General features: G+C 70.4%; 18 protein-coding genes. 4 read left to right on the top strand and 14 right to left on the bottom strand.

The window, feature by feature from the left end; translation table 11 throughout:
- Nucleotides 1-15 precede the first annotated feature (15 nt).
- The 3 genes from ACYVK3_RS00665 to ACYVK3_RS00655 all read right to left on the bottom strand — a co-directional run bounded on the left by ACYVK3_RS00665 (nucleotide 16) and on the right by ACYVK3_RS00655 (nucleotide 2,534).
- Nucleotides 16-1,068 (bottom strand): lytic polysaccharide monooxygenase, encoded by a 1,053-nt coding sequence (locus ACYVK3_RS00665; RefSeq protein ID WP_460495305.1) that lies wholly within the window; start codon nucleotides 1,066-1,068, stop codon nucleotides 16-18.
- A gap of 135 nt (nucleotides 1,069-1,203) precedes the next feature.
- Nucleotides 1,204-1,869 (bottom strand): potassium channel family protein, encoded by a 666-nt coding sequence (locus ACYVK3_RS00660; RefSeq protein ID WP_460495304.1) that lies wholly within the window; start codon nucleotides 1,867-1,869, stop codon nucleotides 1,204-1,206.
- Nucleotides 1,869-2,534, bottom strand: a complete 666-nt coding sequence (locus tag ACYVK3_RS00655; protein ID WP_460495303.1) for a potassium channel family protein — start codon at nucleotides 2,532-2,534, stop codon at nucleotides 1,869-1,871. The genes ACYVK3_RS00660 and ACYVK3_RS00655 overlap by 1 nt, the downstream gene beginning before the upstream one ends.
- 164 nt (nucleotides 2,535-2,698) lie before the next feature.
- Between ACYVK3_RS00655 and ACYVK3_RS00650 the strand changes: the two genes are divergently transcribed.
- Entirely contained in the window at nucleotides 2,699-4,690 is a 1,992-nt protein-coding gene (locus tag ACYVK3_RS00650; protein ID WP_460495302.1) for an APC family permease, read from the top strand.
- Between the two features lie 47 nt (nucleotides 4,691-4,737).
- Here the strand turns inward: ACYVK3_RS00650 and ACYVK3_RS00645 are convergent, their stop codons facing one another.
- The gene (locus ACYVK3_RS00645; RefSeq protein WP_460495301.1) at nucleotides 4,738-6,360 is read right to left on the bottom strand and encodes a right-handed parallel beta-helix repeat-containing protein; all 1,623 of its coding nucleotides are present in this window, start codon (nucleotides 6,358-6,360) and stop codon (nucleotides 4,738-4,740) included.
- Between the two features lie 300 nt (nucleotides 6,361-6,660).
- Between ACYVK3_RS00645 and ACYVK3_RS00640 the strand changes: the two genes are divergently transcribed.
- Complete coding sequence (locus tag ACYVK3_RS00640; protein ID WP_460495300.1) at nucleotides 6,661-7,839, top strand: class I SAM-dependent RNA methyltransferase; 1,179 nt, start codon at nucleotides 6,661-6,663, stop codon at nucleotides 7,837-7,839.
- Nucleotides 7,840-7,896: 57 nt separating this feature from the next.
- On the top strand, nucleotides 7,897-8,223 hold the full coding sequence (locus ACYVK3_RS00635) for a nuclear transport factor 2 family protein (RefSeq protein ID WP_460495299.1): 327 nt from the start codon (nucleotides 7,897-7,899) through the stop codon (nucleotides 8,221-8,223).
- Nucleotides 8,224-8,245: 22 nt separating this feature from the next.
- Here ACYVK3_RS00635 and ACYVK3_RS00630 read toward each other — a convergent pair whose 3' ends face one another.
- From ACYVK3_RS00630 to ACYVK3_RS00605, 6 genes are all read right to left on the bottom strand, one after another.
- Complete coding sequence (locus ACYVK3_RS00630) at nucleotides 8,246-9,382, bottom strand: DUF5685 family protein (protein ID WP_460495298.1); 1,137 nt, start codon at nucleotides 9,380-9,382, stop codon at nucleotides 8,246-8,248.
- Nucleotides 9,383-9,496: 114 nt separating this feature from the next.
- Nucleotides 9,497-10,420, bottom strand: a complete 924-nt coding sequence (locus ACYVK3_RS00625) for a glycine betaine ABC transporter substrate-binding protein (protein WP_460495297.1) — start codon at nucleotides 10,418-10,420, stop codon at nucleotides 9,497-9,499.
- A gap of 48 nt (nucleotides 10,421-10,468) precedes the next feature.
- A complete protein-coding gene (locus tag ACYVK3_RS00620) occupies nucleotides 10,469-11,368 on the bottom strand; it encodes an ABC transporter permease (RefSeq protein WP_460495296.1) in 900 nt (299 codons plus the stop codon).
- Nucleotides 11,365-12,423 carry a quaternary amine ABC transporter ATP-binding protein gene (locus tag ACYVK3_RS00615; RefSeq protein WP_460495295.1) on the bottom strand — a complete coding sequence of 353 codons (1,059 nt, stop codon included), beginning with the start codon at nucleotides 12,421-12,423 and terminating at the stop codon, nucleotides 11,365-11,367. The genes ACYVK3_RS00620 and ACYVK3_RS00615 overlap by 4 nt, the downstream gene beginning before the upstream one ends.
- A 241-nt stretch (nucleotides 12,424-12,664) precedes the next feature.
- A complete protein-coding gene (locus ACYVK3_RS00610; protein ID WP_460495294.1) occupies nucleotides 12,665-13,693 on the bottom strand; it encodes a cation diffusion facilitator family transporter in 1,029 nt (342 codons plus the stop codon).
- 57 nt (nucleotides 13,694-13,750) lie between these two features.
- Nucleotides 13,751-14,653, bottom strand: coding sequence for a hypothetical protein (locus tag ACYVK3_RS00605; RefSeq protein WP_460495293.1), 903 nt, complete (start codon nucleotides 14,651-14,653; stop codon nucleotides 13,751-13,753).
- A gap of 164 nt (nucleotides 14,654-14,817) precedes the next feature.
- Here ACYVK3_RS00605 and dxs point away from each other — a divergent pair, with 164 nt between their 5' ends.
- Nucleotides 14,818-16,728 carry a 1-deoxy-D-xylulose-5-phosphate synthase gene (dxs, locus tag ACYVK3_RS00600; RefSeq protein WP_460495292.1) on the top strand — a complete coding sequence of 637 codons (1,911 nt, stop codon included), beginning with the start codon at nucleotides 14,818-14,820 and terminating at the stop codon, nucleotides 16,726-16,728.
- 85 nt (nucleotides 16,729-16,813) lie between these two features.
- Here dxs and ACYVK3_RS00595 read toward each other — a convergent pair whose 3' ends face one another.
- From ACYVK3_RS00595 to ACYVK3_RS00580, 4 genes are all read right to left on the bottom strand, one after another.
- Entirely contained in the window at nucleotides 16,814-19,354 is a 2,541-nt protein-coding gene (locus tag ACYVK3_RS00595; RefSeq protein WP_460495291.1) for an SCO7613 C-terminal domain-containing membrane protein, read from the bottom strand.
- A 439-nt stretch (nucleotides 19,355-19,793) separates the two neighbouring features.
- Nucleotides 19,794-20,522, bottom strand: coding sequence for a hypothetical protein (locus ACYVK3_RS00590; protein ID WP_460495290.1), 729 nt, complete (start codon nucleotides 20,520-20,522; stop codon nucleotides 19,794-19,796).
- Between the two features lie 387 nt (nucleotides 20,523-20,909).
- Nucleotides 20,910-22,994 carry a fatty acid beta-oxidation multifunctional protein gene (locus ACYVK3_RS00585; protein WP_460495289.1) on the bottom strand — a complete coding sequence of 695 codons (2,085 nt, stop codon included), beginning with the start codon at nucleotides 22,992-22,994 and terminating at the stop codon, nucleotides 20,910-20,912.
- Nucleotides 22,994-24,184, bottom strand: coding sequence for a thiolase family protein (locus tag ACYVK3_RS00580; protein WP_460495288.1), 1,191 nt, complete (start codon nucleotides 24,182-24,184; stop codon nucleotides 22,994-22,996). The genes ACYVK3_RS00585 and ACYVK3_RS00580 overlap by 1 nt, the downstream gene beginning before the upstream one ends.
- Nucleotides 24,185-24,377: the final 193 nt, after the last annotated feature.

The raw sequence follows: 24,377 nt of genomic DNA, 5'->3' as shown, positions 1-24,377 counted from the left end.
GCCGGCCGCACTCGTCTATGCGGGCTGGCAGTCCAGCGACGGCATCGAACTCAGCGAACCGCTGACGTTGAAGCCGAAGGTGACCGAGCTGCCCGCGGCTATGGACTGGTTGTAACCGATCGGTTCGGCCATCTCCATCCCGCCCATCTGCGAATGCTCGGCATTCCAGATGTTCGTGACCGAGAGGTTCGAGCCCGAGGGCCACGTCCAGTGGAGCATCCAGTTGTTGACCGCGCGTGATCCGTTGTTGGACACCGTGACCTCGACGCTGGCGCCGGAGCCCCAGCTGTTGACCGAGGCGGTCGCCGAGCAGCTCAGCTCGCCGGGCGTGGTCGGGTCGGGGTCCGGGGTCGGCTCATCGGGCGTGGTCGGGTCCGGGTCCGGCTCCTCGGAGGGGCCGCCCCCGCCGAACCAGACGTCGGAGCACGAGTAGAAGGTCTGGTCGATGTGGCTGGCCTGCCAGACCACGTACACGACGTGGCGTCCGGTGCGTCCGGGCGCGCTGACGGGGATGTCGACCGCTTCGCCGGGCTGGTAGACGCCGGTGGTGACGACCCGTTCGAGGTCGCCCCAGTCGAGCGAGTCGGTGGTGGCGTCGTAACCCTGCTTGCTGACGTACACCCAGTAGTAGTCGCCGCCGTGGGTGGCCACGTCCTCGTAGTGGAGGGTGAAGTTGTTGTTGAGCGACGTGGTGTGCCAGGCGCCGGCGGCGTCGAGCGAGTTGTAGCGACCGCCCTCGGCCCGTCCGCCGGAGCAGAGCTGGTTGTCGGGGATCCGGCTCTCGTGCTGGCCCTGCATGCCCTCGCGGAGCAGGCCGTTCCAGTTCCACATGGTATTGGGGTTGGCCTGCCAGGCCTGCCAGCACATGGGGTCCTCTTGGGCCATGTCGGGGTTCTGGTGGTCGTCGCCCCAGCGTTCCCAGCAGCTGTACTGCCGGGCGGGCGGGTTGGTGACGGTGCCGTGGCCGGCGGCGGGCTGGACGAACAGCAGCGTCGAGGCGCCCGCGGCGAGGACCGCCGCCAGGGCCACCAGGAGGCTGGTGAGACGTCGTTTTCGTATTCTGAGCATGATAGCGCTCCCAACAGATTAAAATATCGAGAAACCTCAATATAACGTGGTGGCCGCCGCCTGTAAAGAGCCAATGGTGATGAACTGGGTATTCGGTACGATTCAGCTGCCCCTGTTCGGCGCCGCACCGCGAATTCAGCGCATTTGACCCAGGATGACCGCGCGAGTGGCGTCCTCGGCGTCCTCGTTGCACACGAAGATGAGCTCATCGCCCGACTCCAGCGTGTCCTCCGGGCTGGGAGCGATGACCCTTCGTCCGCGGATGATCGCCACGAGTGCGACATCGCGCGGCAGCGGCGCCTCGGCCACCGTCTTGCCCACATGCGGCGCCTCAGGCGGCAGCGTGATCTCGACCAGGTTCGCCTGGGACTGGCGGAAGCTCAGCAGCCGCACCAGATCGCCGACGCTGACGGCCTCCTCGACGAGCGCGGCGAGCAGCCGCGGCTTGGAGACCGAGACGTCGACGCCCCACTCCTCGTTGAACAGCCACTCGTTCTCGGCGCGGTTGACGCGGGCCACCACGCGCGGCACCGCGAACTCCGTCTTCGACAGCAGGCTCACCACGAGGTTGACCTTGTCGTCGCCGGTCGCTGCCACGGCCACGTCACAGCCTTCGAGCTGCGCCTGGCGCAGGTTCTCCAGCTCGCAGGCGTCGGCCAGGAGCCACTCGGCGTCGGGGACGCGCTCGGGCCGCATCGCCTCGGGGTCGCGCTCGATGAGCAGGACCTGGTGGCCGTTCCCGACCAGCTCCGAGGCGATCGAACGGCCCACGTTGCCCGCTCCGGCGATGGCGACGCGCATCAGACACCTCCCTGCGGGGCCTTGCCCGCGATCGCGGCGACCTGCTCAGCGCCGTCGTCGGCCACGAGCATGTAGACCTGGTCGCCGTCCTGGAGCACCGTCGAGGGCGTCGGAAGCGTCGCGCGCCCGAAGCGCGTCACGTAGGCGACCCGGTGGCCGGTGGCCTGCTCCAGGCTCGACAGCGGCCGGCCCACCCAGGCCTCGTCGTACACGACCTCGACCATCGACAGCGTCGCGGTCGGGTCGCGCCACAGCGGCTGCTGGTCCTCCGGCAGGAGGTGGCGCAGCAGCCGGTCGGCCGTCCAGCGCACCGTGGCCACGGTGGGAATGCCGAGCCGCTCGTACACCGAGGCGCGCTGCGAGTCGTAGATGCGGGCGATGACGTTGCGGACCCCGTAGTTCTCGCGGGCGACGCGCGCGGCGATGATGTTCGAGTTGTCCCCCGAGGAGACCGACACGAACGCGTCGGCCCGCTGGATGCCCGCCTTCGCCAGCACCTCCCGGTCGAAGCCGTTGCCCCGGACCGTGGTCTCGTCGAAGTCGGGGCCGAGGCGGCGGAAGGCCTTGGGGTTCTGGTCGATCACGCCGACCGTGTGCCCCAGCTCCACGAGGCCGCGCGCCAGCGTCGCGCCGACACGGCCGCAGCCCATGATCACCACGTGCACTCGGCTCTCTCCTTCTCCCGACGGCGTCGATGCGACGATACCGCCCCGTCGAGTCGCCCCTGCGACCACGCTACCCGCTGCCCGAGCCGCCTTCGGGGCGATCGCCGCCGCCCGCAGGCGCGCACCGTTCACCGAGGCCCGCCGCGGGGCGCTAGGCTACGGCCGTGACCCGGTCCTTGTCCGTCTTCAAGCGATTGCTCGTGGGAGAGCCGTTCACCTCCGAACGCGAGCACTCCCTCGAGCTGTCCAAGCGGTACGCGATCCCGGTACTCGCAGTCAACCCGATCTCGTCGATCGCCTACGCCCCCGAACAGGTCTTCCTCATCATGGCCGCCGCCGGAACCGCGGCCTACGCCTACTCGATGTGGACGGGGCTGGCCGTCGCGGTCGTCATGCTCACCGTCATCGCCTCCTACCGCTACACCGTCCAGGCGTATCCGGGAGGCGGCGGCGACTACCGCGTCGTGGCCGCCAACTTCGGGTCCCGCGCCGGCATCCTCGCCGCCGCCGCGCTCGTCCTCGACTACATCCTCACCGTCGCCGTGTCCGTCTCCGCGGCCGTCGCCGGTCTCGCCGTCCTGTGGCCGGACATACGCGAGTGGCGCGAATGGGCGTGCGTGGCCGCCATCGTCCTGCTCACGGCGTTCAACCTGCGCGGCTGGCGCGTCTCGGGGCGCGTCGCCGCCGCGCTCGCGCTCGCGTTCGTCGCCGGCATGGCCGCCGTGGTCGTCGTCGGGCTCCTCCGCATCGCCGCGGGCGACGAGCTCCACCCGCCATCGGCCGACTTCAGCGCCGTCGGCGAGGCCCAGGAGTGGACCTCCGCCTCGCTCCTGGTGCTGTGCGCCCGCGCCTTCGCCGCCGGGTCGGTCGCCGTCACCGGCATCGAGACGTTCACGACCCGCGTCCGGTTCTTCCGCCCGCCAAGGGGCCGCAACGCCGCCGCCGCCATCACCGCCGTCGGCGGGACCACCGTCGCGCTGTTCGTCGGCATCGTCTTCCTCGCCTACGCCATCGGCGCCCAGGCCACCGTCGACCCCGAGACGCAGCTCGCCGGGGTCCCCGAGGGCCTGGTCCTCAACCCGCTCATCGGCCAGCTCACCGTCGCCGTGTTCAGCGCCGAGGCGCTCCTGGTGTGGCCGATCATGCTCGTCACCGGCGGCGTCCTGCTCCTGGCCGCCAACACCGCGTTCGTCGGCTTCCCGAGACTCGCGTCGATCTTCGCGCAGGACTCGATCATGCCCCGCCAGCTCCACAAGCGCGGCGACCGGCTCGTCTACTCCAACGGCATCATCATCCTGGCCGTGGCCGCGTCGGTCATCGTCATCGTCTTCGGGGGCGTCACCTTCCAGCTCATCGGCCTGTACATCGTCGGGGTGTTCCTGTCGATGGTCCTGGCCCACGCCGCGATGGTCCGCCACTGGCGGCGCGTCCTCGAGGTCGAGCGCGACGCCGCCAGGCGCTCCCGCGCCCGCCGCGCCCGATTGACGGCGCTGGCGGCGGCCTTCATGTGCGCGGTCGTCCTCGGCATCATCGCCGTCACCGACTACCGGCGCGGCGGCTGGATCGCCGTCCTCATCATCGGCGCCTGCTACGCGCTCATGTGGTTCATCTCGCGGCACTACACGGCCGTGGCCGAGGAGACCGCGCTGCCGGCGGGCAAGCCGCGGCTGCCGACGCGCCACCACGCGATCGTGCTCGTCTCGACAGTGAACCTGCCCCTGATGCGGACTCTCTCGTACGCCAAGGCCACACGGCCGGACTCCATCACGGCCCTGACGGTCAATGTCGACGCCGCCGCCTCGCGGGAGCTGCTGGCCGAGTGGGAGCGGCGCAAGATCCCGGTGTCGCTCACCGTCGTCGACTCGCCGTACCGGGAGATCACCGGCCCGATCGTCGACTACGTCACGGCCGCGCGCGCCGACGCCCCGAGGGACGTGGTGACCGTCTACCTGCCCGAATACATCGTCGGACACTGGTGGCAGCGCAAGGGCCACACCCGCAACTACTTCCCGTGGTCCGGTTGGCTCCTGCACAACCAGACGACGAAGGCGATCCAGCGCCAGCTCAAGTACGTGCCCGGGGTCATGATCGTGACCGTCCCGTGGATCCTCGGGGAGAACCACGAGCCCCCGCCGCTGCGCCGCATCCGGCGCTGAGGCGGCCCCGGCGGCACTGGGCGGCCGGGGCCCGGCCGGACGTCGGCTCAGCTCGTCGAGCGATCCAGGCGGTCGAGGTTCGCCAGGCCGTCGGCGCCGGCGGCGACGAGCCGGACGGCGTTGGCGCCCGCGCGCAGCTCCACCGTGACGGCCTGGACCGCCCAATTCGCCCACGCGCCCGTGGCGGCGAACGGCGCGGATCCCACGGTCGAGCCGTTCACCACCACGTTCGCGGGCCGGTCGGCGGCGCCGCCGTTGGCGTACCGGATCCGGAGCGTCGCGGTGCCGGAGACGTCGGCCTCGAGCGTGAACTGCGCGGCGGCGCCGGCGGTGTTCGCGGTGTTGCAGAACCCGCTGCCGGAGTAGCCGCGGTGGTCGGCGTCGATCGTGCCGTCGCAGCTCGCTCCCGTGGCCTCGGCCTCGTAGCGGTCCGGATCGCCCGTGCCGCCGCCGTCGCCGGAGAAGTCGGCGCCGAGGCCCGGGTGGTCTTCGGGCAGGAGGAAGTCCGTGGCCGGGATCGAGCCGTCGGAGGCGCGCGGGCCCTTGATGACCGAGGCCGAGGTGCTGGCCAGGTCCGCGTCGCTCCAGTTGCTCTTGATGTCCCAGGAGTTGCCGCTGCCGCCGGACGGGCCGAGGCTGACGCCGCTGCCGTTGCCGACCGCGAGGTTCCGGTTCAGGGTCGACGTCGACCGGTCGAAGACGAAGCCGCTGCCGCCGTTGTCCCATGCGGTGTTGTTCTCGATGCGCATCGAGGCGGGATTGCCGTTGTCGATGAACCCGCCCACGGCGTTGTCGAAGGCGATGCTGTCGCGCACGGTGTGGGTCGCCGTGTCGGCGCCGCGGCCGAGCTTGAAGCCGTTGCCGTCGCCCTCCCAGTCCGGGAAGCCCCAGCGGTCGAATCCGTTGCCCCACGCGACCGAGTCCTCGATGAGGATCGGGGAGGTGAACTCCCAGCTGTCGAAGCCGTCGTCGGCGTTGTTCCACAGCCGTGCCCCGCGTACCACGTTGCCCGGGCCCGCGCCCTCCTTGATCGCCAGGCCGTCGGCGCTCTCGCCGTTCTTGCGAGGGTCGCGGTTGCCGTGGCTGTCCAGGTTGATGATCCGGTTGTCGCTGGAGTCGAGGAACAGGTGCAGGCCCGATTCGTAGTTGTCGCGGGTGGTCAGGTTCCTGTAGACGTTGTGGCTCGCGTCGATGGTGAAGATCCCGTACGGGCCGTGGACGATCTCCAGGTTCTCGAAACGCCACCAGTCGCCGGCGACGTGGATCGCGCCGCGCTCGATGCGCGGGATCGAGCTGTCGAGCTCGCCGGGGGTGTGCGGCATGTCCTCGCCGTCGAGGATGACGCGCTCGTGCTCGTAGGCGCGCATGATGATCGGCTGGGAGGCCGTGCCGTCCTTCTGGATGCGGACATTGGTGCTCGGGCTGTAGGTTCCGCCGCGGATCTGGATGACGGTGCCGGGTCGCGCCAGATCGACCGCGCGTTGGAGGGTCCGCAGGGGTGCGGAGACGGTGCCGGGGTTCGCGTCGTTCCCGTCGGTGGCGACGGTGAGCGTGCTCGTCTGCGCCGAGGCGGGCGGTGCGAGGACGGTGACGCCGAGCAGTCCGAGGACCGCGACGCCGAGGGTGAGGAAGAGCGCTTTGCGTCTCGAGCGGGGAGCTCGGTTCGCCATTGACATGAGGGTGGCCTCTCTGTAGCGGGTGCCGGCCGAATGCAAACGATTGCCGACACGCTCTGCGCGTACTGTATCGACCGCCCGCGTAACAAGTCAATAATTCACATATGTGAATTTTCATGGCGATATGCGGACGCCCTCGCCGAAGCCGGCACGAGCCCGAGGTCATCCCCGCGCGCACCGCCGCCGTCCGAGGCCCTGCGGGTAGTAACCTGGCGGGCGTGCTTTCACCGGGTCGGGTGGGCCGCCGACGCCGTCGGGCGGCCCCGGCCCATAGATCAGGGGATGATAGGGACGATGATCGTCACCGTAGGAGACGTCGCTGCCGGAGGCCACTGCGTGGCCCGCGTCGACGGCGAGGTGTACTTCGTCCGCCACGCCCTGCCGGGCGAGCGGGTGCGCATCGAGGTCTACGACCGCAAGAAGCGCTTCGCGTTCGCCGACGCCGTGGAGATCCTCGAGCCCTCGCCCGACCGCGTCGAGCGGCCCTGCCCCCATTCCGGGCCGAGCAAATGCGGCGGCTGCGACTTCCAGCACGTCGCCCCCGAAGCCCAGCGCCGGCTCAAGGCCCGCGTCCTGGCCGACCAGCTCACCCGCATCGGCGGCCTCGACCCCGCCGCGCTCGAAGGGGTCGAAGTCGAGGAGCTGCCCTGGGACGAGGGCGCACTCGGCTGGCGCACCCGCATGCAGTACGCCGTCGACGCCGAAGGCAAGCCCGGCCTGCGCAAGCACAAGTCCCGCGACATCGTCCACATCGACGAGTGCCCCATCTCCACCGAGCCCATTCGCTCGTCCAAGGTCCTCGCCAAGGACTGGAAGGGCCTCGGCGCTGTCGGCGTCGTCGACTCCGACGACGATCGCCTCGCCGTCTACACCCAGATGCGGCGCACCTCCCGCCCCCACCATAAGAGCGGCCCCAAGGTCGTCCACCAGCGCGTCGGTGAGCTCGAATTCGAACTCGACTTCGACGGCTTCTGGCAGGTCCACCCGCTCGCCGCCCCGACCTTCCTCGAGTGCGTGCTCGACTTCCTCCAGCCGCGCGACGGCGAGGCCGCCTGGGACCTGTACGCCGGCGCCGGCCTCTTCGCCGCCGGGCTCGCCGGCGCCGTCGGCGAACTCGGACGCGTCGTGGCCGTGGAGAACGCCAAGTCCTCGCGCACCGCCGCCAACCTCGCCGACTTCAAGAACGCCGGCGCCATCGAAGGCGACGTCGCCGCGACCCTGCCCGCGCTCGGCCGCGCCGACATCGTGGTCCTCGACCCGCCGCGCAGCGGCGCCGGGGCCGACGTCGTGACCGCGATGATCGCCGCCCGCCCGAGGGCGATCTGCTACGTCGCCTGCGACGCCGGGGCGTTGGCCCGCGACGTCAAGACCTTCGCCGAGCACGGCTGGGCGCCGACGCGCCTGCGCGCCTTCGACGCGTTCCCGATGACCCAGCACTTCGAGACGATCGCGCTGTTCGAACCGGCCGGGTGAGGCGACGGATCAGCGGTTTCACCGTCCCGCCTCGGCCCCGATCGCGACAATGAGGCGATGAGACCTTCGAATCCGATCGTGGCCGCGCTCATCGACGCGGTCAACGCGGGCGACCGCACCGCCTACTTCGACCTCGTGACCGGCGACGCGGCACTGACCGACGACGGTTCCGAACGCGATCTCGCCGAGTGGAGCGAGACGAACCTGTTCGAGGCGAACGCCCGCCTGACGCCGACGCGCGAGTCCATGGGCGGCTCGCGCCTCATCGTGGAAGTCCACGACGACAAGTGGGGCGAGATGACGACCTACTGGGACTTCACCGTCGACGGCGACAAGATCGGCCGCATCGACACCGGCCAGGCGGCCGCCATCGGCGAGACCTAGGCGCGCTCAGCCGCAGTTGCAGTCACAGTCGCAGCAGCCGCCGTCGCCGTCCGAATCGCCGCAGCAGTTGCAGCAGTTGCAGCATTCGCACGCCTCGCAGCATTCGCACTGGTGGCAGCACCTGGCGCGGCTGGCCCGTCCACGGATCGTGGTACTGGTCGGCGCAGCACATCTGGCAGGTGCAGAACAGCGCCGTCGCCGCGCACAGGCCCGTCCAGAAGCCGCGCCGCCGCGGGCGCCAGTCGCCCTCGTGCCCTCGGTGCCGATGGTCGCCGCGGTCCGGGCGCCGGTAGGCGGCGGTGGCGCAGGCCGAGCCGAAGGTCTTGGTGACCGCGTGGGCCGCGTAGCGGTCGAGCAGCAGTTTGACCATCGTCGCGTCCACGAACGAGGCGGTCTCGAGCGCCGCCCGCATGTCGGCGAGCGCGCTGCGGGCCAAGTTCCCGGCCTCGTCGACGCCCGTGCCCGTGGCCGCGAGCGGGTTCCACGCCCCGTGCCCGGCGTCGTCGTCGAAGTCCTCGGCGGCGTCGAGGAGGTGGGCGAGGCGGCCGAAGGCCGCGCCGGCGGCCCGGAACGGCCCGGCGTTGTCCGCGCTCCCTCCCAGGAGCGCGGCGTGGGCGAACAGCTCGGCGGTGGCCTCCTCGGCCGGCGCGGTGACCGCCGCGAGCGGTGTGCCCGCGGTGAAGCCCTCCTCGACGGATTTCTGCCGGTCGACGGCGTCCATCACCCGGTCGACCGACAGCCGTATCGACTCGCCGATGGCGACGGCCTTCGAGCGGTACCGCTCGGCGGTCCTGCCGGCGACGCCCGCGACGCCGGGGCGGGCGGCGAAGCCGTCGCCGTCGTCGACGTGGTCGCGCAGCTTCGCCGAGGCGAGCAGCAGCGACGCGGTCGCCGCCAGGCGCGGGCCGTCACCGGTGGGGATGCGCTGGCGTCGCATGCCCCGCAGGGCGCAGGGCCCGGCGGTGCGGCTGTCGGCCTCGGTGTCGCGCTGGGCCTCGACGAGGACCGACAGCGAGAGGGTGTCGTAGTTCGTGGTCAGACGCGCGAGCTGTCCGGCGTCGTCGCGCAGCTCCAGGCACAGGCCGCAGAAGTGGCCCATCCACCGGGGCTTGAGATCGTGCGGAGTGCGCGAGGGGCACGGGACGAGGATGCCGAACAATGCTGTCTCCCTGAAGGGTCGAGACGTTCACGGCATCCTAGCGGGGACGCGCAACAGGGGACGGGCATCGCCCGTCCCCTGCCCCGCGTCTGCCTAGCTCCGCGTGCCTGCCGCTTACGCGGCGATGAGCTCGGCGAAGGAGTTCTCCTCGAGCCAGGCGGACACGCCGGCCTCGACGTCGCCCTCGTGCTCGGTGAACGCCATGTTCTCCAGGCTCGCGAGCTGCTCGTCCGACATCGTGAACGACGTCAGCGCCTCGGAGATGTCGGTGAAGTCCTCGCTGAAGCCGCTGCGCGCCAGCGTGTTGATCGTCTCGGCGCCGCCCAGGGTGCCCTCGGGGTCGTCCAGGTTCTTCAGGTCGTACCGGGCGTAGGCCCAGTGCGGCTGCCACAGCGTCACGACGATCGGCTCCTCGGCGGCGATCGCCGAGTCCAGCTCGGAGAGCATGGCCGAGGTCGAGGACGTCTCGAGCGTCAGGTCGGTGATCTCGTACGTGGGAATCGTCGAGTTCTGGACCGCCTCGGTGAGGCCCGCGCTGGCCTCGATGCCGACGATCCGGCCGTCGAACAGCTCGGCGTTGGCGTTGAGGTCCTCCAGCGAGTCGACGTCGACGTAGGCCGGGACGGCCACGGTCAGCGCGGCGTTCTCGTTCCACGCGCCCAGCTGCTCGAGCTCGTCGCCGTACTCCTCCATGTAGGTGGCGTGCGTGATCGGCAGCCAGCCGTCGAGGAAGAAGTCGATGTCGCCGGCGGACAGGCCCTCGAACAGGGGCCCGACCTCGGAGAACTCCTGGGTGTCGACCGTGTAGCCCGAGCCCTCCAGCGCCTGGCGCCACAGTTCGGTGGCCACCACGGCCTCGTCCCAGTTGATGTAGCCGATGGTGATCTCGCCTTCGCCCTCGGGCAGGCCGAAGTCGACGTCCTCGGACGACGAGTCGCCGCCGCCCTCCTCCTCGACGGAGCAGGCCGTCAGGCCCAGCGCCATGGTGGCGGCGGCGCCCGCGGCTACGGTGCCCTTCATGATCGAACGACGGTGCATGTTCGTTTCCTTCCGGTGGGTTGTGTCGGGGACAGTGATGAAGGGGCGCTAGCGAACCAGCTGCGCGGCCTTGGCGACCGGGGTCCTGTCGGACAGCCCCTGTGTGACGCGATCGAGGAAGATCGCGAGGAAGACGACCGCCAGCCCGGCGTTGAAGCCGGCGGCGATGTCGAGGCGGCCCAGCGAGCCGGCGATGACCGCGCCGAGCCCGCCGCCGCCGACCAGGCCCGCGATGACGACCATGGAGAGCGCCAGCATGATGACCTGGTTGAGCCCGGCCATGATCGTCGGCAGGGCCAGCGGGAGTTTGATGCGCAGGAGGATCTTGGCCGGCGAGGCGCCGAACGCCTGCCCGGCCTCGACGACCTCGTGGTCGACCTGGCGCAGGCCGAGCTCGGTCAGCCGGACGCCCGGCGGCATGGCGAACACGATCGTGGCGATGATGCCGGGCACGTGGCCGATGCCGACGAGCATGACGACCGGGATGAGGTAGACGAAGGCGGGGAGTGTCTGCATGAAGTCCAGGATCGGACGCACCACTGCCGAGACCGCCTTGTTCTCGGAGGCGGCGATGCCGAGCGGAACGGCGATCAGGGTGGCGATGAGGGTTGAGACGACGACCATCGAGAGGGTAGACATCGTCTCCTCCCAGTACGGCATCCAGGCGGCGATGAACATGCCGCCGCCGACGGCCAGAGCGAGCTTCCAGCCCTTGGTGGCGTAGGCGATCGCGCCGAAAATGAGGACCATCAGGCCCGACGGCAGCCACAGCAGCGCGTCGGCGAAGCCGGTGTAGAGCAGGTCGAGGAAGGCGTCGATCGCGTCGAACAGCGGCGACCACGCGTCGCGCGCCCACCGGATGAACGTCTCCATCCAGTCGCCGAAGGGCATGTCGGGCAGGGGGCTCCAGATGTAGGTCCAGAACCAGTTGCGGAGGTAATCGATCATGCTGACTGGGGCTCCTCCTGGTTCGCGTCCCGGGCGTTCTCGGCCTCGGGCGCGAGCGATTTGATGATGCCTCGAGGCGTGACGACGCCGAGGGGGCCGGACCGCTCGTCGACGACGATCAGGGGGTCGTCGGTGGACAGCACCTGCTCGTACAGCTCGGAGACGAGCACGTCGGCCTCGACGGTGTTGAAGTGGCCGGTGTCGGTGCCGCCGTTCAGCGGCTCCATGACGGCTTCGGCGGTGAGGACGCGCGAGCGGTCGACTTCGGCGGTGAAGTCGGAGACGTAGTCGTTGGCCGGGTGCATGAGGATGTCCTCGGCGGTGCCGAGCTGGACGATCCGGCCGTCGCAGATGGCGATGCGGTCGCCGAGCTTCATGGCCTCGTTGAGGTCGTGGGTGATGAAGACGATGGTCTTGCCCAGCTTCGCCTGGAGTTCGAGCAGCTGGTCCTGCATCTCCTGGCGGATGAGCGGGTCGAGGGCGCTGAAGGCCTCGTCCATGAGCAGGATCTCGGTGTCGGCCGCCAGGGCGCGGGCGAGGCCGACGCGCTGGCGCATCCCGCCCGACAGCTGCGCGGGGAGCTTGTCCTCCTCGCCGGCGAGGCCGACGAGATCGACGGCTTCCTGGGCCTTCTTGGCGCGGTCGGCGGAGGGCAGTTTCTTGATCTCCAGGCCGAAGGCGACGTTCTCCAGGACGGTGCGGTGGGGGAGCAGCGCGAAGTGCTGGAAGACCATGCTCACCTTGTCGCGGCGCAGTTGGCGCAGACGCGAGGGCGAGAGCGATCCGAGTTCGACGTCGTCGATCCAGATGGTGCCGGCGGTGGGCTTGACCAGGCCGTTGAGCATGCGGATGAGCGTCGACTTGCCCGAGCCGGACAGGCCCATGACCACGAAGATCTCGCCGGTGGCGATCTCGAAGGTGTGGTCGACGACCGCTGCGGTCACCTTCTTGGCGGACAGCTGGTCGCGGGGGACGCCGGCTTTGAGTTCGGCCACGGCCTGGTGGGCGCCTTTACCGAAGACTTTGAACAGGGAATCGACTGCTAGGGCAGACATCGTTTCCTTCCGGTTGACGGGCGGCAACCGTGGCAACACTAGTCGCGAGCTGGGGTTTCGGCACACGAGCACGGCGTGAGAAGACCGACACGAGCCGTGGGAGCCCATCGTTTCCGCAGGTGGCGGCCCTGGTGTGCGGGATCGGCAAGTCTGCGTTCGGATTGTCTGCAATCGGACGTTGTCAAGACTGTTGCCGAAAGGAAACCTAAGTGTCCGGGGGCCCGGCGCGATTTCTCCACTTTTATTGCGGCTCTGGCGTTTCGGGTAGTACGCGCTGGTCTTGTCGCGGCTCTGGCGTTTCCGGTATTGCGCGATGGTCGTGTCGCGCTTGCGGGCCTTGCCCGGGCCCGGAGTCGGCCGCGGCGCGGTACACGTCCGGTTCCAGGTAGATCAGCTTCGCCCTCGGCAGGGCTTCGCGGATGCGGGACTCGGCGTCGTTGAACTCGGCGGCGATCCGCTCGCCGCTCGCGCCGGGATCGATCGCGATCTTGGCCGCGACCAGCAGCTCGTCGGGACCGAGGTGGAGGGTCTTGAGGTGGATGATCCGCGTGACGTCGCCGCCGGACAGGATCGCCGCCTCGATCGCGCCGATGTCCTCCGGCGTCGCCGACTCGCCGACGAGCAGGCTTTCGATCTCGACCGCCAGCACGATGGCGATGCACACCAGCAGTACGCCGATCACGATGGTCCCCAGCGCGTCCCACATCGGGTCCCCGGTGAGCGTGGTCAAGCCGACCCCGGCCAGCGCCGTGGTCAGGCCGATGAGCGCGCCGGTGTCCTCCAGCAGCACCACGGGCAGTTCGGGGGACTTGGCGTTGCGCACGAAATGCGGCCATGAGTGCGTTCCGCGGACCTCGTTGGACTGCCTGACCGCCGTGCGCAGCGAGAACGATTCGAGCGCGATCGCGACCACCAGCACGATGAGCGCCACCAGCGGCGAGGTCACCTCGTGCGGGTTCGCGAGCTTCTCGTAGCCCTCGAAGAGCGAGAACACCCCGCCGAGCGTGAACAGCACGATCGCGACCAGGAACGAGTAGATGTACCGCTCACGCCCGTAGCCGAAGGGGTGCGCCCGGTTCGCCTGTCGCTTCGAGCGATGCTTGCCGAGCAGGAGCAGCGCCTGATTGGCCGAATCGGCGACCGAGTGGACGCCCTCGGCCGTCATCGACGCCGACCCGGTGATCGCGGCCGCGACGAATTTGCTGGCCGCGATCCCGAGATTGGCGCCGAGGGCCGCCAGGATCGCCTTCGTGCTGTCCTCCGCCGACATGTGCCGGTGTCCCCTTCCGTGAGGGCGGCCGGGCCCGACGCCGCATTGGGGCGCGGACTATGGCAGCTTGGCGGCCTTGGCGTGTTCCGAGATGGCCTCCAGGTCGGTTCCGGTCAGGCCGAGCGAGGCGGCCTTGGCGTACTCGGCGGCGATGTCGGTGCCCATCCGCATCGGCGAGTCGGTGCCCAGCACCACGGCCACGCCCGCCTCCAGGAACCGCGGCAGCGGGTGTGCTTCGAGCGAGGCGACCATGCCGAGGACGACCGCGGAGGTCAGGCACGCCTCGACCGTCACCCCGCGTTCGGCCAGCAGCCGCAGGATGCCCGGGTCGGCGGCGGCGCCCACGGCGTGCCCGATCCGGGCGACGCCCTCGATCTCGGCGAGCGCGGCCACGTTCGAGGCGTTGAACGCCCCCGCCGGGACCGTCACGCCCAGGCCGGCCTCCCGGGCGGCTTCGGCGACGACGCGTCCGCGGGTCCAATCCGCTTCGGCCGCATAGGGGACGTAGACGAGCTCGATCCCCGCCAGCCCGGCCGCGGCCGCGTCGCCGAAGGCGTCGCAGATCTCCTTGACCGTCGGCTCCCACAGGTTCAGGCTGAGCACCGCGCCCGCGTCGAAACCGGGGTGGCGCTCGGCCACGGCCTGCCGCGCCGCCTCGAACCTCGACATGAAGCCCGGGTACACGATCGACTCCTGCGGCAGCCGCAGCTCGGTGTACGCCGCGCCCGCCGCCGCGGCGCAGTCGAGGGCCTCCTCCAAGATTCCCTCGTAGACCTCGCCTTCGACGGCGTCCAGGTCGAACCGCGGCACGGCCGACATCTTCTGGAGCCGCGCCAGGCCGGGGTTCGTCGACTCCTCGACGGCCTTGCGCCGCCCGGCCCAGTCGACCGGCGTGGAGCTCAACACCTGATCGAGGCGCGCCGGCCACTCGGTGTTCTGATGCAGGTCGATGAGGTCCATGTTGGGATGATCACACTCCGATGCCGGACCGTGCCGGACTTTCAACCGGCGTGTCCCTTTCGGGGAGTGACTGTTTTCCGACAGCCGCCGGGGCGTATGCCACCCACCTCAGCGACGCTCGTGGACTATGAGCGGCCCCTCCGGCGCGGCTAGACTTCGGCCTTATGAGCTCACACGCCGAACCCGAGATGGGCCCGCTGCTGTCATCCATCGGCAGACTGGCCGATTTCAAATCGCTGGAGGAGGCCGAGCTGCCGCGCCTGGCCGACGAGATCCGCGAGTTCCTCATCGACGCGGTCGCCAGGACCGGCGGGCACATCGGCCCCAACCTCGGCGTCGTCGAGCTCACCATGGCGATTCATCGGGTCTTCGACTCGCCGCACGACCAGGTCGTGTTCGACACCGGCCACCAGTCGTACGTCCACAAGGTCCTCACCGGCCGGGCCGACGGCTTCGGCGCGCTGCGCCGCCGCGGCGGGCTCGCCGGCTACCCGAACCAGGCCGAGTCGCCGCACGACCTGGTCGAGAACTCCCACGCCTCCACGGCCCTGTCCTACGCCGATGGCCTCGCCAAGGCCCACGCCCTCAACGGCTCGGACCGCCACGTCGTCGCGGTCGTCGGCGACGGCGCGCTCACCGGCGGCATGTGCTGGGAGGCGCTCAACAACATCGCGGCCCGCGACGACCTCAAGCTCGTCATCGTCGTCAACGACAACGGCCGCTCCTACGCGCCCACGGTCGGCGGACTCGCCAAGCGCCTCGCCGGGCTGCGCCTGAACCCCGGCTACGAGCCGGCCCTGGAGAAGATCAAGCAGGCCGTCGAGAAGATCCCGATGGTCGGCCGCGCCGCCTACTCGGCCCTCCACGCCGCCAAGACCGGCCTCAAGGACGCCCTCGCCCCGCAGGGCATGTTCTCCGACCTCGGCATCAAGTACGTCGGTCCCGTCGACGGCCACGATCTCCACGAGGTCAGCGAGGCGCTGGACCGCGCCAAGGGCTTCGGCGGCCCGGTCATCGTCCACGCCCTCACCGAGAAGGGCCGCGGCTGGGCGCCCGCCCGCGCCGACGAGGCCGAGCAGATGCACGCTCCCTCGGCCGCCTTCGATCCGATCACCGGCGAACCGGTCGCCGCCTCCAAGCGCCGCTGGACCAGCGTGTTCGCCGAGGAGCTCGTCGCCCAGGCCTCCATCCGGCCCGAGCTGGTCGCCATCACCGCCGCCATGCCCGGACCCACCGGCGTCGACAGGCTCATGCGCCGCTTCCCCGACCGCGTCTTCGACGTCGGCATCGCCGAGCAGCACGCCGTCACCTCCGCCGCGGGGCTGGCCATGAACGGCATGCACCCGGTCGTCGCCGTCTACTCGACGTTCATGAACCGCGCCTTCGACCAGACGGTCCTCGACGTGGCCATGCACCGGCTCCCGGTGACGTTCGTCCTCGACCGCGCGGGCATCACCGGCCCCGACGGGCCCAGCCACTACGGCGTGTGGGACACCTCGATCTTCCGTGTGGTCCCCGGTCTGCGCATCGCCGCGCCCCGCGACGAGGCGACCCTCCGCGAGGAGTTCGCCGAGGCCCTCGCCGTCGACGACGGCCCGACCATGCTGCGCTTCCCGACCGGCGCCATCCCCGCCGAGAACCTGGAGGCGGTCGACGCCCGCGAAGGGCTGGACTTCCTCGTCGAGTCCGACGAGGCCGAACTGCTCATCGTGGCCTGCGGCTCGCTGGCCGGCATCGCCGTCGGCGCGGCCGAGCTCCTCGCCGCCGATGGCGTCGGCGCCACCGTGGTGGACCCGCGCTGGATCTCGCCGGTGCCGGACGCGCTCGTGAAGCTCGCCGGCCAGTACAAGATCGTGGCCACTGTGGAGGACGGCATCCGCACCGGCGGCTTCGGCGACGCGCTCGCCCAGGCGCTGCGCGACAGCGGCGACGACGTGCCGCTGGTGGACTTCGGCGTCGCCCGCGACTGGCATCCGCACGGCACCAGAGGCGAACTGCTCACCGAGCTCGGCCTCACGAGCGAGGCCATCGCCGAGCGCATCAAGTCCGAAGTGGATCGCAGAACCGACTCCTGAGAGAAAGCGGCGCGGCGGACCTTGTGGGACCGCCGCGCAACTGGTGCGTCAGTAAGACGCCGTGGGCCTTCGCATGGTTGCTTCGCTAACGCATCGATTTCAATCCATCCCGCAGTCGGCCCAGGTCGCGGCGGCGCCGCTCGAAGGTCGCTCCCGCGGCGATGAGGACGGCCCCGCCGATCGCCGGCGGAATCCACACAGGAATCGCGTGCCACACCAGCGAGAGCTCGTTGGCGGTCAACGCCAGCAGCGTGATCGAGCCGAGCACGAGCGGTGCCTGCCAGCGCCGCGCCAGCCCGGCGACCACGACGGCGACCGCCGCCGCGCCGACCCCGACGCGCCGGGCGAGGTCGTCCTCGGCGAGGGCCATCAGCAGGCTCGGGCCGAGGCCGAGCGCGATCGCCGTGCCCAATATCGGCCACGAGCCGGACTCGGGGCGGCGCAGCAGTCGCCACAGGCCGAGCCCGGACAGCGCCAGCGCGGGCGGCACGGTGAACCATTCGAGGGTCTCGACCGCGTAGGAGACCATCAGCGTCCACCATCCGAAGGCGCCGGTGCACATCGCGGCGATGGCGTAGCTCCACTGCTTGACCGGGGCCATCAGCGCCACGCCCACCAGCGCGAGCGTGTAGACGCCGATCGCGGCGGGAAGCAGCTTGCTCCCGGGCTCGCTCCCTATGAGCGCGCCGAACCACTCGGTGATGGTCATCATGGCGACGGTCGACCCCGCGAGGACGTGCGCGAGGACCGCGGCGAGCACCCGGTCCGGCCGGCTGCGCCGAGGCGCGCCGGCGGCGGTCACGAGCATCGCCGCCGCCGCGACGACGAGCCCGAACTCGGCTCGGATGGAGTCGTCGCCGAGCGCCCCGCTCGCGAGGGCCGCGCCGGCGGTGACCGGCAGCCACAGCGTCAGCAGCGACCAGCCGGTGCACCGGCCGGAGAGCGTCGGCGATCCGAGCGCGAGGATCAGGGCGATCACGGCTGTCAGCGCGAACGCGGCGACCGCGAGGGCCTCGGAGGTGGTCCCCTCGCGCCACATCAGGCTCGCCGCGGCCACGATCGCGAAGGTGAGGGCGGTGGCGACGAGGTCGAGGCGCCGCGGCCGCGGCACCAGCGGCGCGGTCGAGCCCAGCAGCACCAGGACGATCGGGACCTCCCAGGTGAGGAGCGGCGGGGCGTCGGCGTACCACAACACCACGGGCAGTCCCGAGAGCGCGATGAGCGCGCCGGCCGCCCCGACGCCGAGGCTGCCGATGTAGGCGGCGTGGCGCAGGGAGGTGCGCAGCGGGTCGGTGAACAGCGGCGCGATGAGCCCGATGAGGACCGAGGCGGCGAGGTAGGCGGTCAGCTCGGGGGCGCCCGCGGCGACGATGGCGAAGCCGGCCAGTGTCGCGATGAGCGCGACGGCCGACACCCGGTTCGCCGGCGTCGTCGGCGTTTTCGCATCGTCGGTCTCCTCGATCAGGACGGCGGCGACTGCCGCGAGCAGCGCGAGCGAGGGGATCGCGAGCGCGGGGTCGCCGGAGCGGATGGCGAGGACCCAGGCGGCGACGATGAGGGAGGCCGTGGCGGACGAGGCCATGAGCATCGTCGTCAGCGAGGCGTCGGCCCGGCGGGCGTACAGCGTGGCCAGGAGGTTGCCGGCGGCCAGCACGGCGACGGCGGCCGCTATCGGCGGCACCCACGCGTCGCTGAGGCCGAAGGCCAGGCGGAGTCCGGCGAGGAAGGCGAGGAGGACGCCGCCGCACAGGAGCAGCCGTGAGGCCCACAGGTCCGAGCCGGTGTAGCCGCTGGGCCGGTTGGCGACGACCGAGGAGGCGGAGGCGAGCACGACGGCGATGGCGCCCATGATGAGCGCGGCGTTGAAGACCTCTCCGGTGGCGGCGAACGCGGAACCGACGGCGGCCAAGGGGAGCAGGGCCCATCCGGCGGCGGTCACGGTGACCGCGGCGCGGTAGGCCGCGAGCACGGCGAGGACGAGCAGTGTCCAGGTGCCGACGGCCTCGGCGGAGAGCGAGGCCCCGGGCGGCAGGTACTGGTAGTACCCGGCCAGGGCCGAGCACCACATGGCGAGCGCGGCCAGGGTCGCGAAGGTCTCGGCGGTGGCCGAGAGGCGGGAGCGGCCCAAGGCGACCGGGATGGCCAGCATGAGCGCGGTGAAGGAGCCGAGGATCGCCAGGCGCCCGGTGTCGCCGAGGTGCCGCCAGGCGACGGCGGTGAAGATGATGATGGCGGCGGCCACGAGCAGGCCGCCGAGCGCGAGCAGGACGGTCTGCACGGTCTTGGACCCGACCTCGCCGCGCTCCGCCCGGGCGGGCTCGGGCGGCGGAGGCATCGGCGGGGTCTGGGATGCGGTGGGGACGTATGGGGAGGCGGGGGACTGCGTCCCTGTGCTCGGCGGCGTCTCCGCGGCGCGCAGCGCGGCGGCGAGCCGTCCGAGCTCGCCGAGCACCTCGTGGCGTTCGGCTTCGACGACACCGCGGCTGCGGGCGAGCGGTGAAAGGACGCGCAGGGCCGCGTCGAGTTCGGCGAGCCGGGCCAGGAGCGGCTCGGGCCCGCGCCCGCAGGACGGACAGCGCTCGGGCGTGCTGGCCTGTCCGCAGCGCGGGCAATTGAATGTTGTCACGATGCCAGTGTCCTCACGTTGTCAACGTTCGCCGCTCACTCACTCCGTCAGTATTCGACGCGTGTCAAACCGTGAAACAGACATATCAGGCACATTTTGTCGAGGTGCGACAACGCGTCGGCGGTCCGCTCGCCCGTTAGCCCCGTTTTTTCGTGGGTTCCTCTCAACGGTCGGCCGCCGGAGCCGGGCTGGTCGTCAACGCCGCCTCGGGCGTGGATCGTGCCCGCCCTCGAGTGCTCCCGCGACGGCGCGTCCGCCGTCTCGGTCGAGCAAGCGGCCCGCTCGGCCGGCCCGTTGCTGGTGATCGTGCTCGTGTCGCCGAAACGAGCCCTGCCTGACGACCTGTGTTGCCCCCCGCAAGGCGTGGGAGCGGGAACAGGCCCCGCAGCGGCGCTGCGGGGCCTGTTCCATCGGGAGGTGGAAGAGCGGTCTTTCGGGGTTAGGACTGGGCCGACTCGTAGGACTCGACGATCTCCCAGGCGAGGTCCTCCCACTGCGCGTAGGCGTCGGGGTAGGCCGAGACCTGGACGGCCTGGGCCGCCTCGGTGACGGACATGTCCTTCCAGCCGTCGGTCTTCTCGAGCGTTCCGTAGAACTTGGACGCCGAGGTCTTCGGGTCCATGAGCTCTTCGACCGAGCCCCAGCCCGTGGAGGGGCGCTGCTGGAAGAGGCCGACCGAGTCGTGGTCGGAACCTTCGGCCTGGTAGTCGTGGTCGTAGGACTCGGCGACGTTGACGTTCGCGTAGTTCTTGAACTTCGACTCCTGCATCGCCGTCGCGAGTGCGATCGCCCAGGCATTGCGGTCGAGGCCCTGCTCCTCGCCGGCCTCGACGATGGCGATGGCGTTGGCCATCTGCAGCTTGCTGAGGCCTTCGACGGGCTCGGGCTCGGCCGGTTCGGCCGCCGCTTCCTCGTCGTCCTCCGACGCTTCGGCGGGCGCGGCCGGGGCTGGCGCGGTGGTGCTCGACGACTCGCCGGCCGTCGGCTCATCCCAGTTGGCGACGGCCCAGGCGGTGCCGCCGGTGGATCCGATGAAGACCGCGGTGGCCGCGCCGACCACGGTCATGCGCGTGCCGAACCGCTCGACCACCTTGGCGACCAGCGGCCTCACCAGCTTGTCCGCAACGGCGGCGGCGGAATCGCGGAGCAGCCCGAGCAACGCGATCATCACCGCTCCCAACGGAGCAGACCGCTTCAGGACCTGCTGAGTCAGCTCAGTGATCAGTGATTTCAGTCGCGTACGGGCGGAGAGGGCGGCGCTCCGGGCGAAGCCGGTCACGCCTTCAATCGTCTGGCGAATTCGCACCGGGCAACCGTAGAGGCAGAAAGTCGCAGGTCAAACGCGGTTACTGCAGAGTATGCAAAGAATGGGAGCGATTCCGTCCCGCGCTGTTCCGACCGAGAGGTTTGCCGGATACCGCTGCTATTACGCGATATATCCGCAAAAGACCGGTATTTACGATATCCGCGCCCCTAGACCGGTACACGGGACGAGCCCGGCCTAGCCGTACGGACTAAACCGGACTCGCCTGAAAGATAAAGTGACCGTCGGCACTCAGCCCATGGCGCCGAACGGTTTTCCGGACACCTCGGTCGAAATCCCCGCCCTGTCCAGATACGGGGTGAGCCCGCCCAGCCAGAACGGGAAGCCCGCGCCGAGGATCATCGCCAGGTCGATCTGCTGCGGCCCCGGGACGACGCCCTCGTCGAGCATGAGCCGGGCCTCCTCGGCCAGACCGGACAGCACCCGATGCTTGACCTCCTCGGCCGTCGACGCCTTGTCGCCGAACTCGAGCAGCGCCCTGCCCGCCTCCGTCAGCCGGCCCTTGCCCTTCGCCTCCGGATCGAACACCGCCGCCTCGGCCTCGGCGAGGCGGCGCAGGTTGTCCGAGACCGGGAAGCGCGGGCCCAGGTCCTCGTTGAGGTGCGCGCACAGGTGCCAGGCGACCTGGAGGCCGACCAGCTCCAGCAGCGCGAACGGCCGCATCGGCAGCCCCAGCTCGTCGAGCGCGACGTCGGCGACCTCGACCGGCGTGCCCTCGTCGACCGCGCCGGTGACCTCGGCCAGCATCCGGCCCAGCAGCCGGTTCACGATGAACGCGGGCCGGTCGGCCGAGCCGATGGCGGTCTTCTTCAGTTTCTTCGCCACCTCGTACGCCGTCGCCAGGGTCGCGTCGTCGGTCGACTCGGTCGCGATGACCTCCACCAGCGGCATGACCGCCACCGGGTTGAAGAAGTGCATCCCGACCAGGCGCTCGGGGTGCGACAGCTTCGAGGACATCGCCGTCACCGACAGCCCGGAGGTGTTCGTGACCAGCAGGCACTCGTCGGAGACGATCTGCTCGACCTCGCCGAACACCGCCTGCTTGACCTTCAGCTCCTCGAACACGGCCTCGATGACCAGGTCGCAGTCGGCGTAGACGCTCTTGTCCGCGCTGGCCGACACGAGCGCCCGCAGCTTCGCGGCCTTGAGCCGCGAAGCCCGGCCCTTCGCCTCCAGCTTGTCGATCTCGGCGCGCACAGCGGCCAGGCCGCGCTCGGCTCGCTCGGCATCGAGGTCGGTCATGACCACCGGCACCTCGAGGCGCCGTGCGAACATGAGCGCGATCTGCCCGGCCATGAGCCCGGCGCCGACGACACCGACCTTGCCGATCTCCTTGGCCAGACCGGAACTCGGGGCGCCCTCGGGGCGCTTGCCGAGCTTGCGCACGAGGTTGAACGAATACAGGCTCGTCTTGAACTCGGGGGCCATCTCCAGGTCCGCGAGCGCCTCGTCCTCGGCCAGGGTGCCCTCCTCGAAGCTGGCGGTGCGCGCCAGCTCGAGCAGGTCGAGGGCCTTCATGGCCGCCGGGGAGGCGTTGTGGATCTTCTCGTCGACCATCTTGCGGACCCCGGCCATGACGGCCTGCCAGTGCTCGCCGCGGTCGATCTCGGGCCGCTCCACGCTGACCTCGCCGTTGACGACGGCGGTGGCCCAGGCGACCGACTCCTCGATGAAGTCGGCGGCCTCGAACTGCGCGTCGGCGATGCCGAGCTTGGTCAGGTCCGGGCCGCGCAGCATCTTGTTCTGGTTGAGCGGGTTGCCGATGATGACCTGAGCGGCCGCCTCTGGGCCGATGAGGTTCGGCAGGATCTGCGAGCCGCCCCAGCCGGGGATGAGACCGATGGAGACCTCGGGCAGGCCCAGCGCGACGGCGCTGGCCGAGACCGTCCGGTAGTGGCAGTGCAGCGCCAGCTCCATGCCGCCGCCCAGGGCCGTGCCGTTGACGAACGCGAACGTCGGGATCGACGAGTCCTTGAGCCGCTTGTAGAGCACGTGGCCGGCACGCGCCATCGCCAGGCCCTGCTCCCGGTTCTCCAGCAGCGGCATCATTTTGATGTCGGCGCCGGCCAGGAAGATGAACGGCTTGCCGGTGACGGCGATGAACTTGGCGTCGGAGGCGAGCACCTCGTCGAGCGCGTTCCACAGGCTTTGCATGCCGCCGGGGCCCATCGAGCTGGGCTTGGTGTGGTCGTAGCCGTTGTCGAGCGTGATGAGCGCGGCCCGCCCGCCGAGCCCGGGCGGCTCGATGTAGCGGACGTGGGCCTCCGTGACGACCTCGTCGGGGAATTCGGGAAGTTCGACAGGGAAGTTGCTCATTACTTGTCTCCCTCGAAGTTCGGGTTCTCCCAGATGACCGTGCCGCCCTGGCCGAGGCCGACGCACATGGTGGTGATGCCGTAGCGCACCTCGGGGTGCTCGGCGAACTCGCGGGCGAGCTGGGTCATCAGCCGAACCCCGGAGCCGGCCAGCGGGTGGCCCATGGCGATGGCGCCGCCCCACGGGTTCACGCGCGGGTCGTCGTCGGCGATCTTGAAGTGGTCGAGGAAGGCCAGGACCTGGACGGCGAAGGCCTCGTTGATCTCGAACAGGCCGATGTCGTCGATGGTGAGCCCGGCGCGGGCGAGCGCCTTCTCCGTGGCGGGGATCGGGCCGGTGCCCATGGTCTCGGGGTCGACGCCGGCGAAGGCGAAGCCGACCATCTTCATCGCGATCGGCAGGCCGAGCGCGGCGGCGGTCTCGGCGTCGGCGACGAGGCAGGCCGTGGCGCCGTCGGTCAGCGGCGCGGCGGTGCCGGCGGTGACCTTGCCGTGCGGGCGGAACGGCGTGCGCAGGTTGGCCAGGGCCTCCATGTCGGTGCCCGGGCGCGGGAGCTGGTCGTCGGTGGCGACGGTCCAGCCCTCGTCGGTGGAGCGGGCGGCCATGGTGGCGAAGTCGGCCTTGAGCCGGTCGACGGCGGCGGCGTAGCGCTCCTGGCTCGCGACGGCGAAGGCGTCGGCGCGTTCCTTGGTGATGCCCGGGTGCAGGTCGTGCAGGTTCTCGGCGGTGTTGCCCATGACGAGCGCGTCGGTGTCGACCAGCTTCTCGGCGACGATGCGCGGGTTCGGGTCGACACCCTCGCCCATGGGGTGGTTGCTCATCGACTCGACGCCGCCGGCGATGGCGACGTCGTACTGGCGCGCGGCGATCGCGGAGGACACGGTGGTCACCGCGGTCATCGCTCCGGCGCACATGCGGTCGATGGAGAAGCCCGGCACCGATCGGGGCAGACCGGACAGCAGCGCCGCCGAGCGGCCCAGCGTGAGTCCCTGGTCGCCGATCTGCGTGGTGGCGGCGAGGGCCACCTCGTCGACTCGCTCAGGCGGCAGCCCCGGGTTGCGGCGCAGAAGCGTCCTGATGCAGCGGATGATCATGTCGTCTGCGCGGGTTTCGTCATAGAGCTTGCCCGCCTTGCCGAACGGAGTTCTCACTCCGTCCACGAAGACGACATCACGGATGGTGTCGTTCACGCTGTGCCCTCCTTTGGGTTTGCGGCGTCACAGGCGATGTTACTCGCAAGTAGGATTGATGTCACGGCCGCCACCCATGGCGAAGCCTGCGAGTCGTACATCGGCTTAGGCGCGTCGCGCAGACTTTACCGCCGCAGGTCGCCGACATCCGGACGATTCGAGCATCCGGTGGTCGCGGCACGTTCCCGCTCGC

The sequence above is a fragment of the Glycomyces tarimensis genome (assembly GCF_054776215.1).
This window is presented reverse-complemented; position numbering and strand designations above follow the sequence as displayed.

Bases quoted from the DNA above. Each gene is read 5' to 3' on its own strand.
- ACYVK3_RS00665 (WP_460495305.1), bottom strand. From the start codon at position 1,068: ATGCTCAGAATACGAAAACGACGTCTCACCAGCCTCCTGGTGGCCCTG.
- ACYVK3_RS00660 (WP_460495304.1), bottom strand. From the start codon at position 1,869: ATGCGCGTCGCCATCGCCGGAGCGGGCAACGTGGGCCGTTCGATCGCC.
- ACYVK3_RS00645 (WP_460495301.1), bottom strand. From the start codon at position 6,360: ATGGCGAACCGAGCTCCCCGCTCGAGACGCAAAGCGCTCTTCCTCACC.
- ACYVK3_RS00640 (WP_460495300.1), top strand. From the start codon at position 6,661: ATGATCGTCACCGTAGGAGACGTCGCTGCCGGAGGCCACTGCGTGGCC.
- ACYVK3_RS00635 (WP_460495299.1), top strand. From the start codon at position 7,897: ATGAGACCTTCGAATCCGATCGTGGCCGCGCTCATCGACGCGGTCAAC.
- ACYVK3_RS00625 (WP_460495297.1), bottom strand. From the start codon at position 10,420: ATGCACCGTCGTTCGATCATGAAGGGCACCGTAGCCGCGGGCGCCGCC.
- ACYVK3_RS00620 (WP_460495296.1), bottom strand. From the start codon at position 11,368: ATGATCGATTACCTCCGCAACTGGTTCTGGACCTACATCTGGAGCCCC.
- ACYVK3_RS00615 (WP_460495295.1), bottom strand. From the start codon at position 12,423: ATGTCTGCCCTAGCAGTCGATTCCCTGTTCAAAGTCTTCGGTAAAGGC.
- ACYVK3_RS00610 (WP_460495294.1), bottom strand. From the start codon at position 13,693: ATGTCGGCGGAGGACAGCACGAAGGCGATCCTGGCGGCCCTCGGCGCC.
- ACYVK3_RS00605 (WP_460495293.1), bottom strand. From the start codon at position 14,653: ATGGACCTCATCGACCTGCATCAGAACACCGAGTGGCCGGCGCGCCTC.
- dxs (WP_460495292.1), top strand. From the start codon at position 14,818: ATGAGCTCACACGCCGAACCCGAGATGGGCCCGCTGCTGTCATCCATC.
- ACYVK3_RS00590 (WP_460495290.1), bottom strand. From the start codon at position 20,522: ATGATCGCGTTGCTCGGGCTGCTCCGCGATTCCGCCGCCGCCGTTGCG.
- ACYVK3_RS00585 (WP_460495289.1), bottom strand. From the start codon at position 22,994: ATGAGCAACTTCCCTGTCGAACTTCCCGAATTCCCCGACGAGGTCGTC.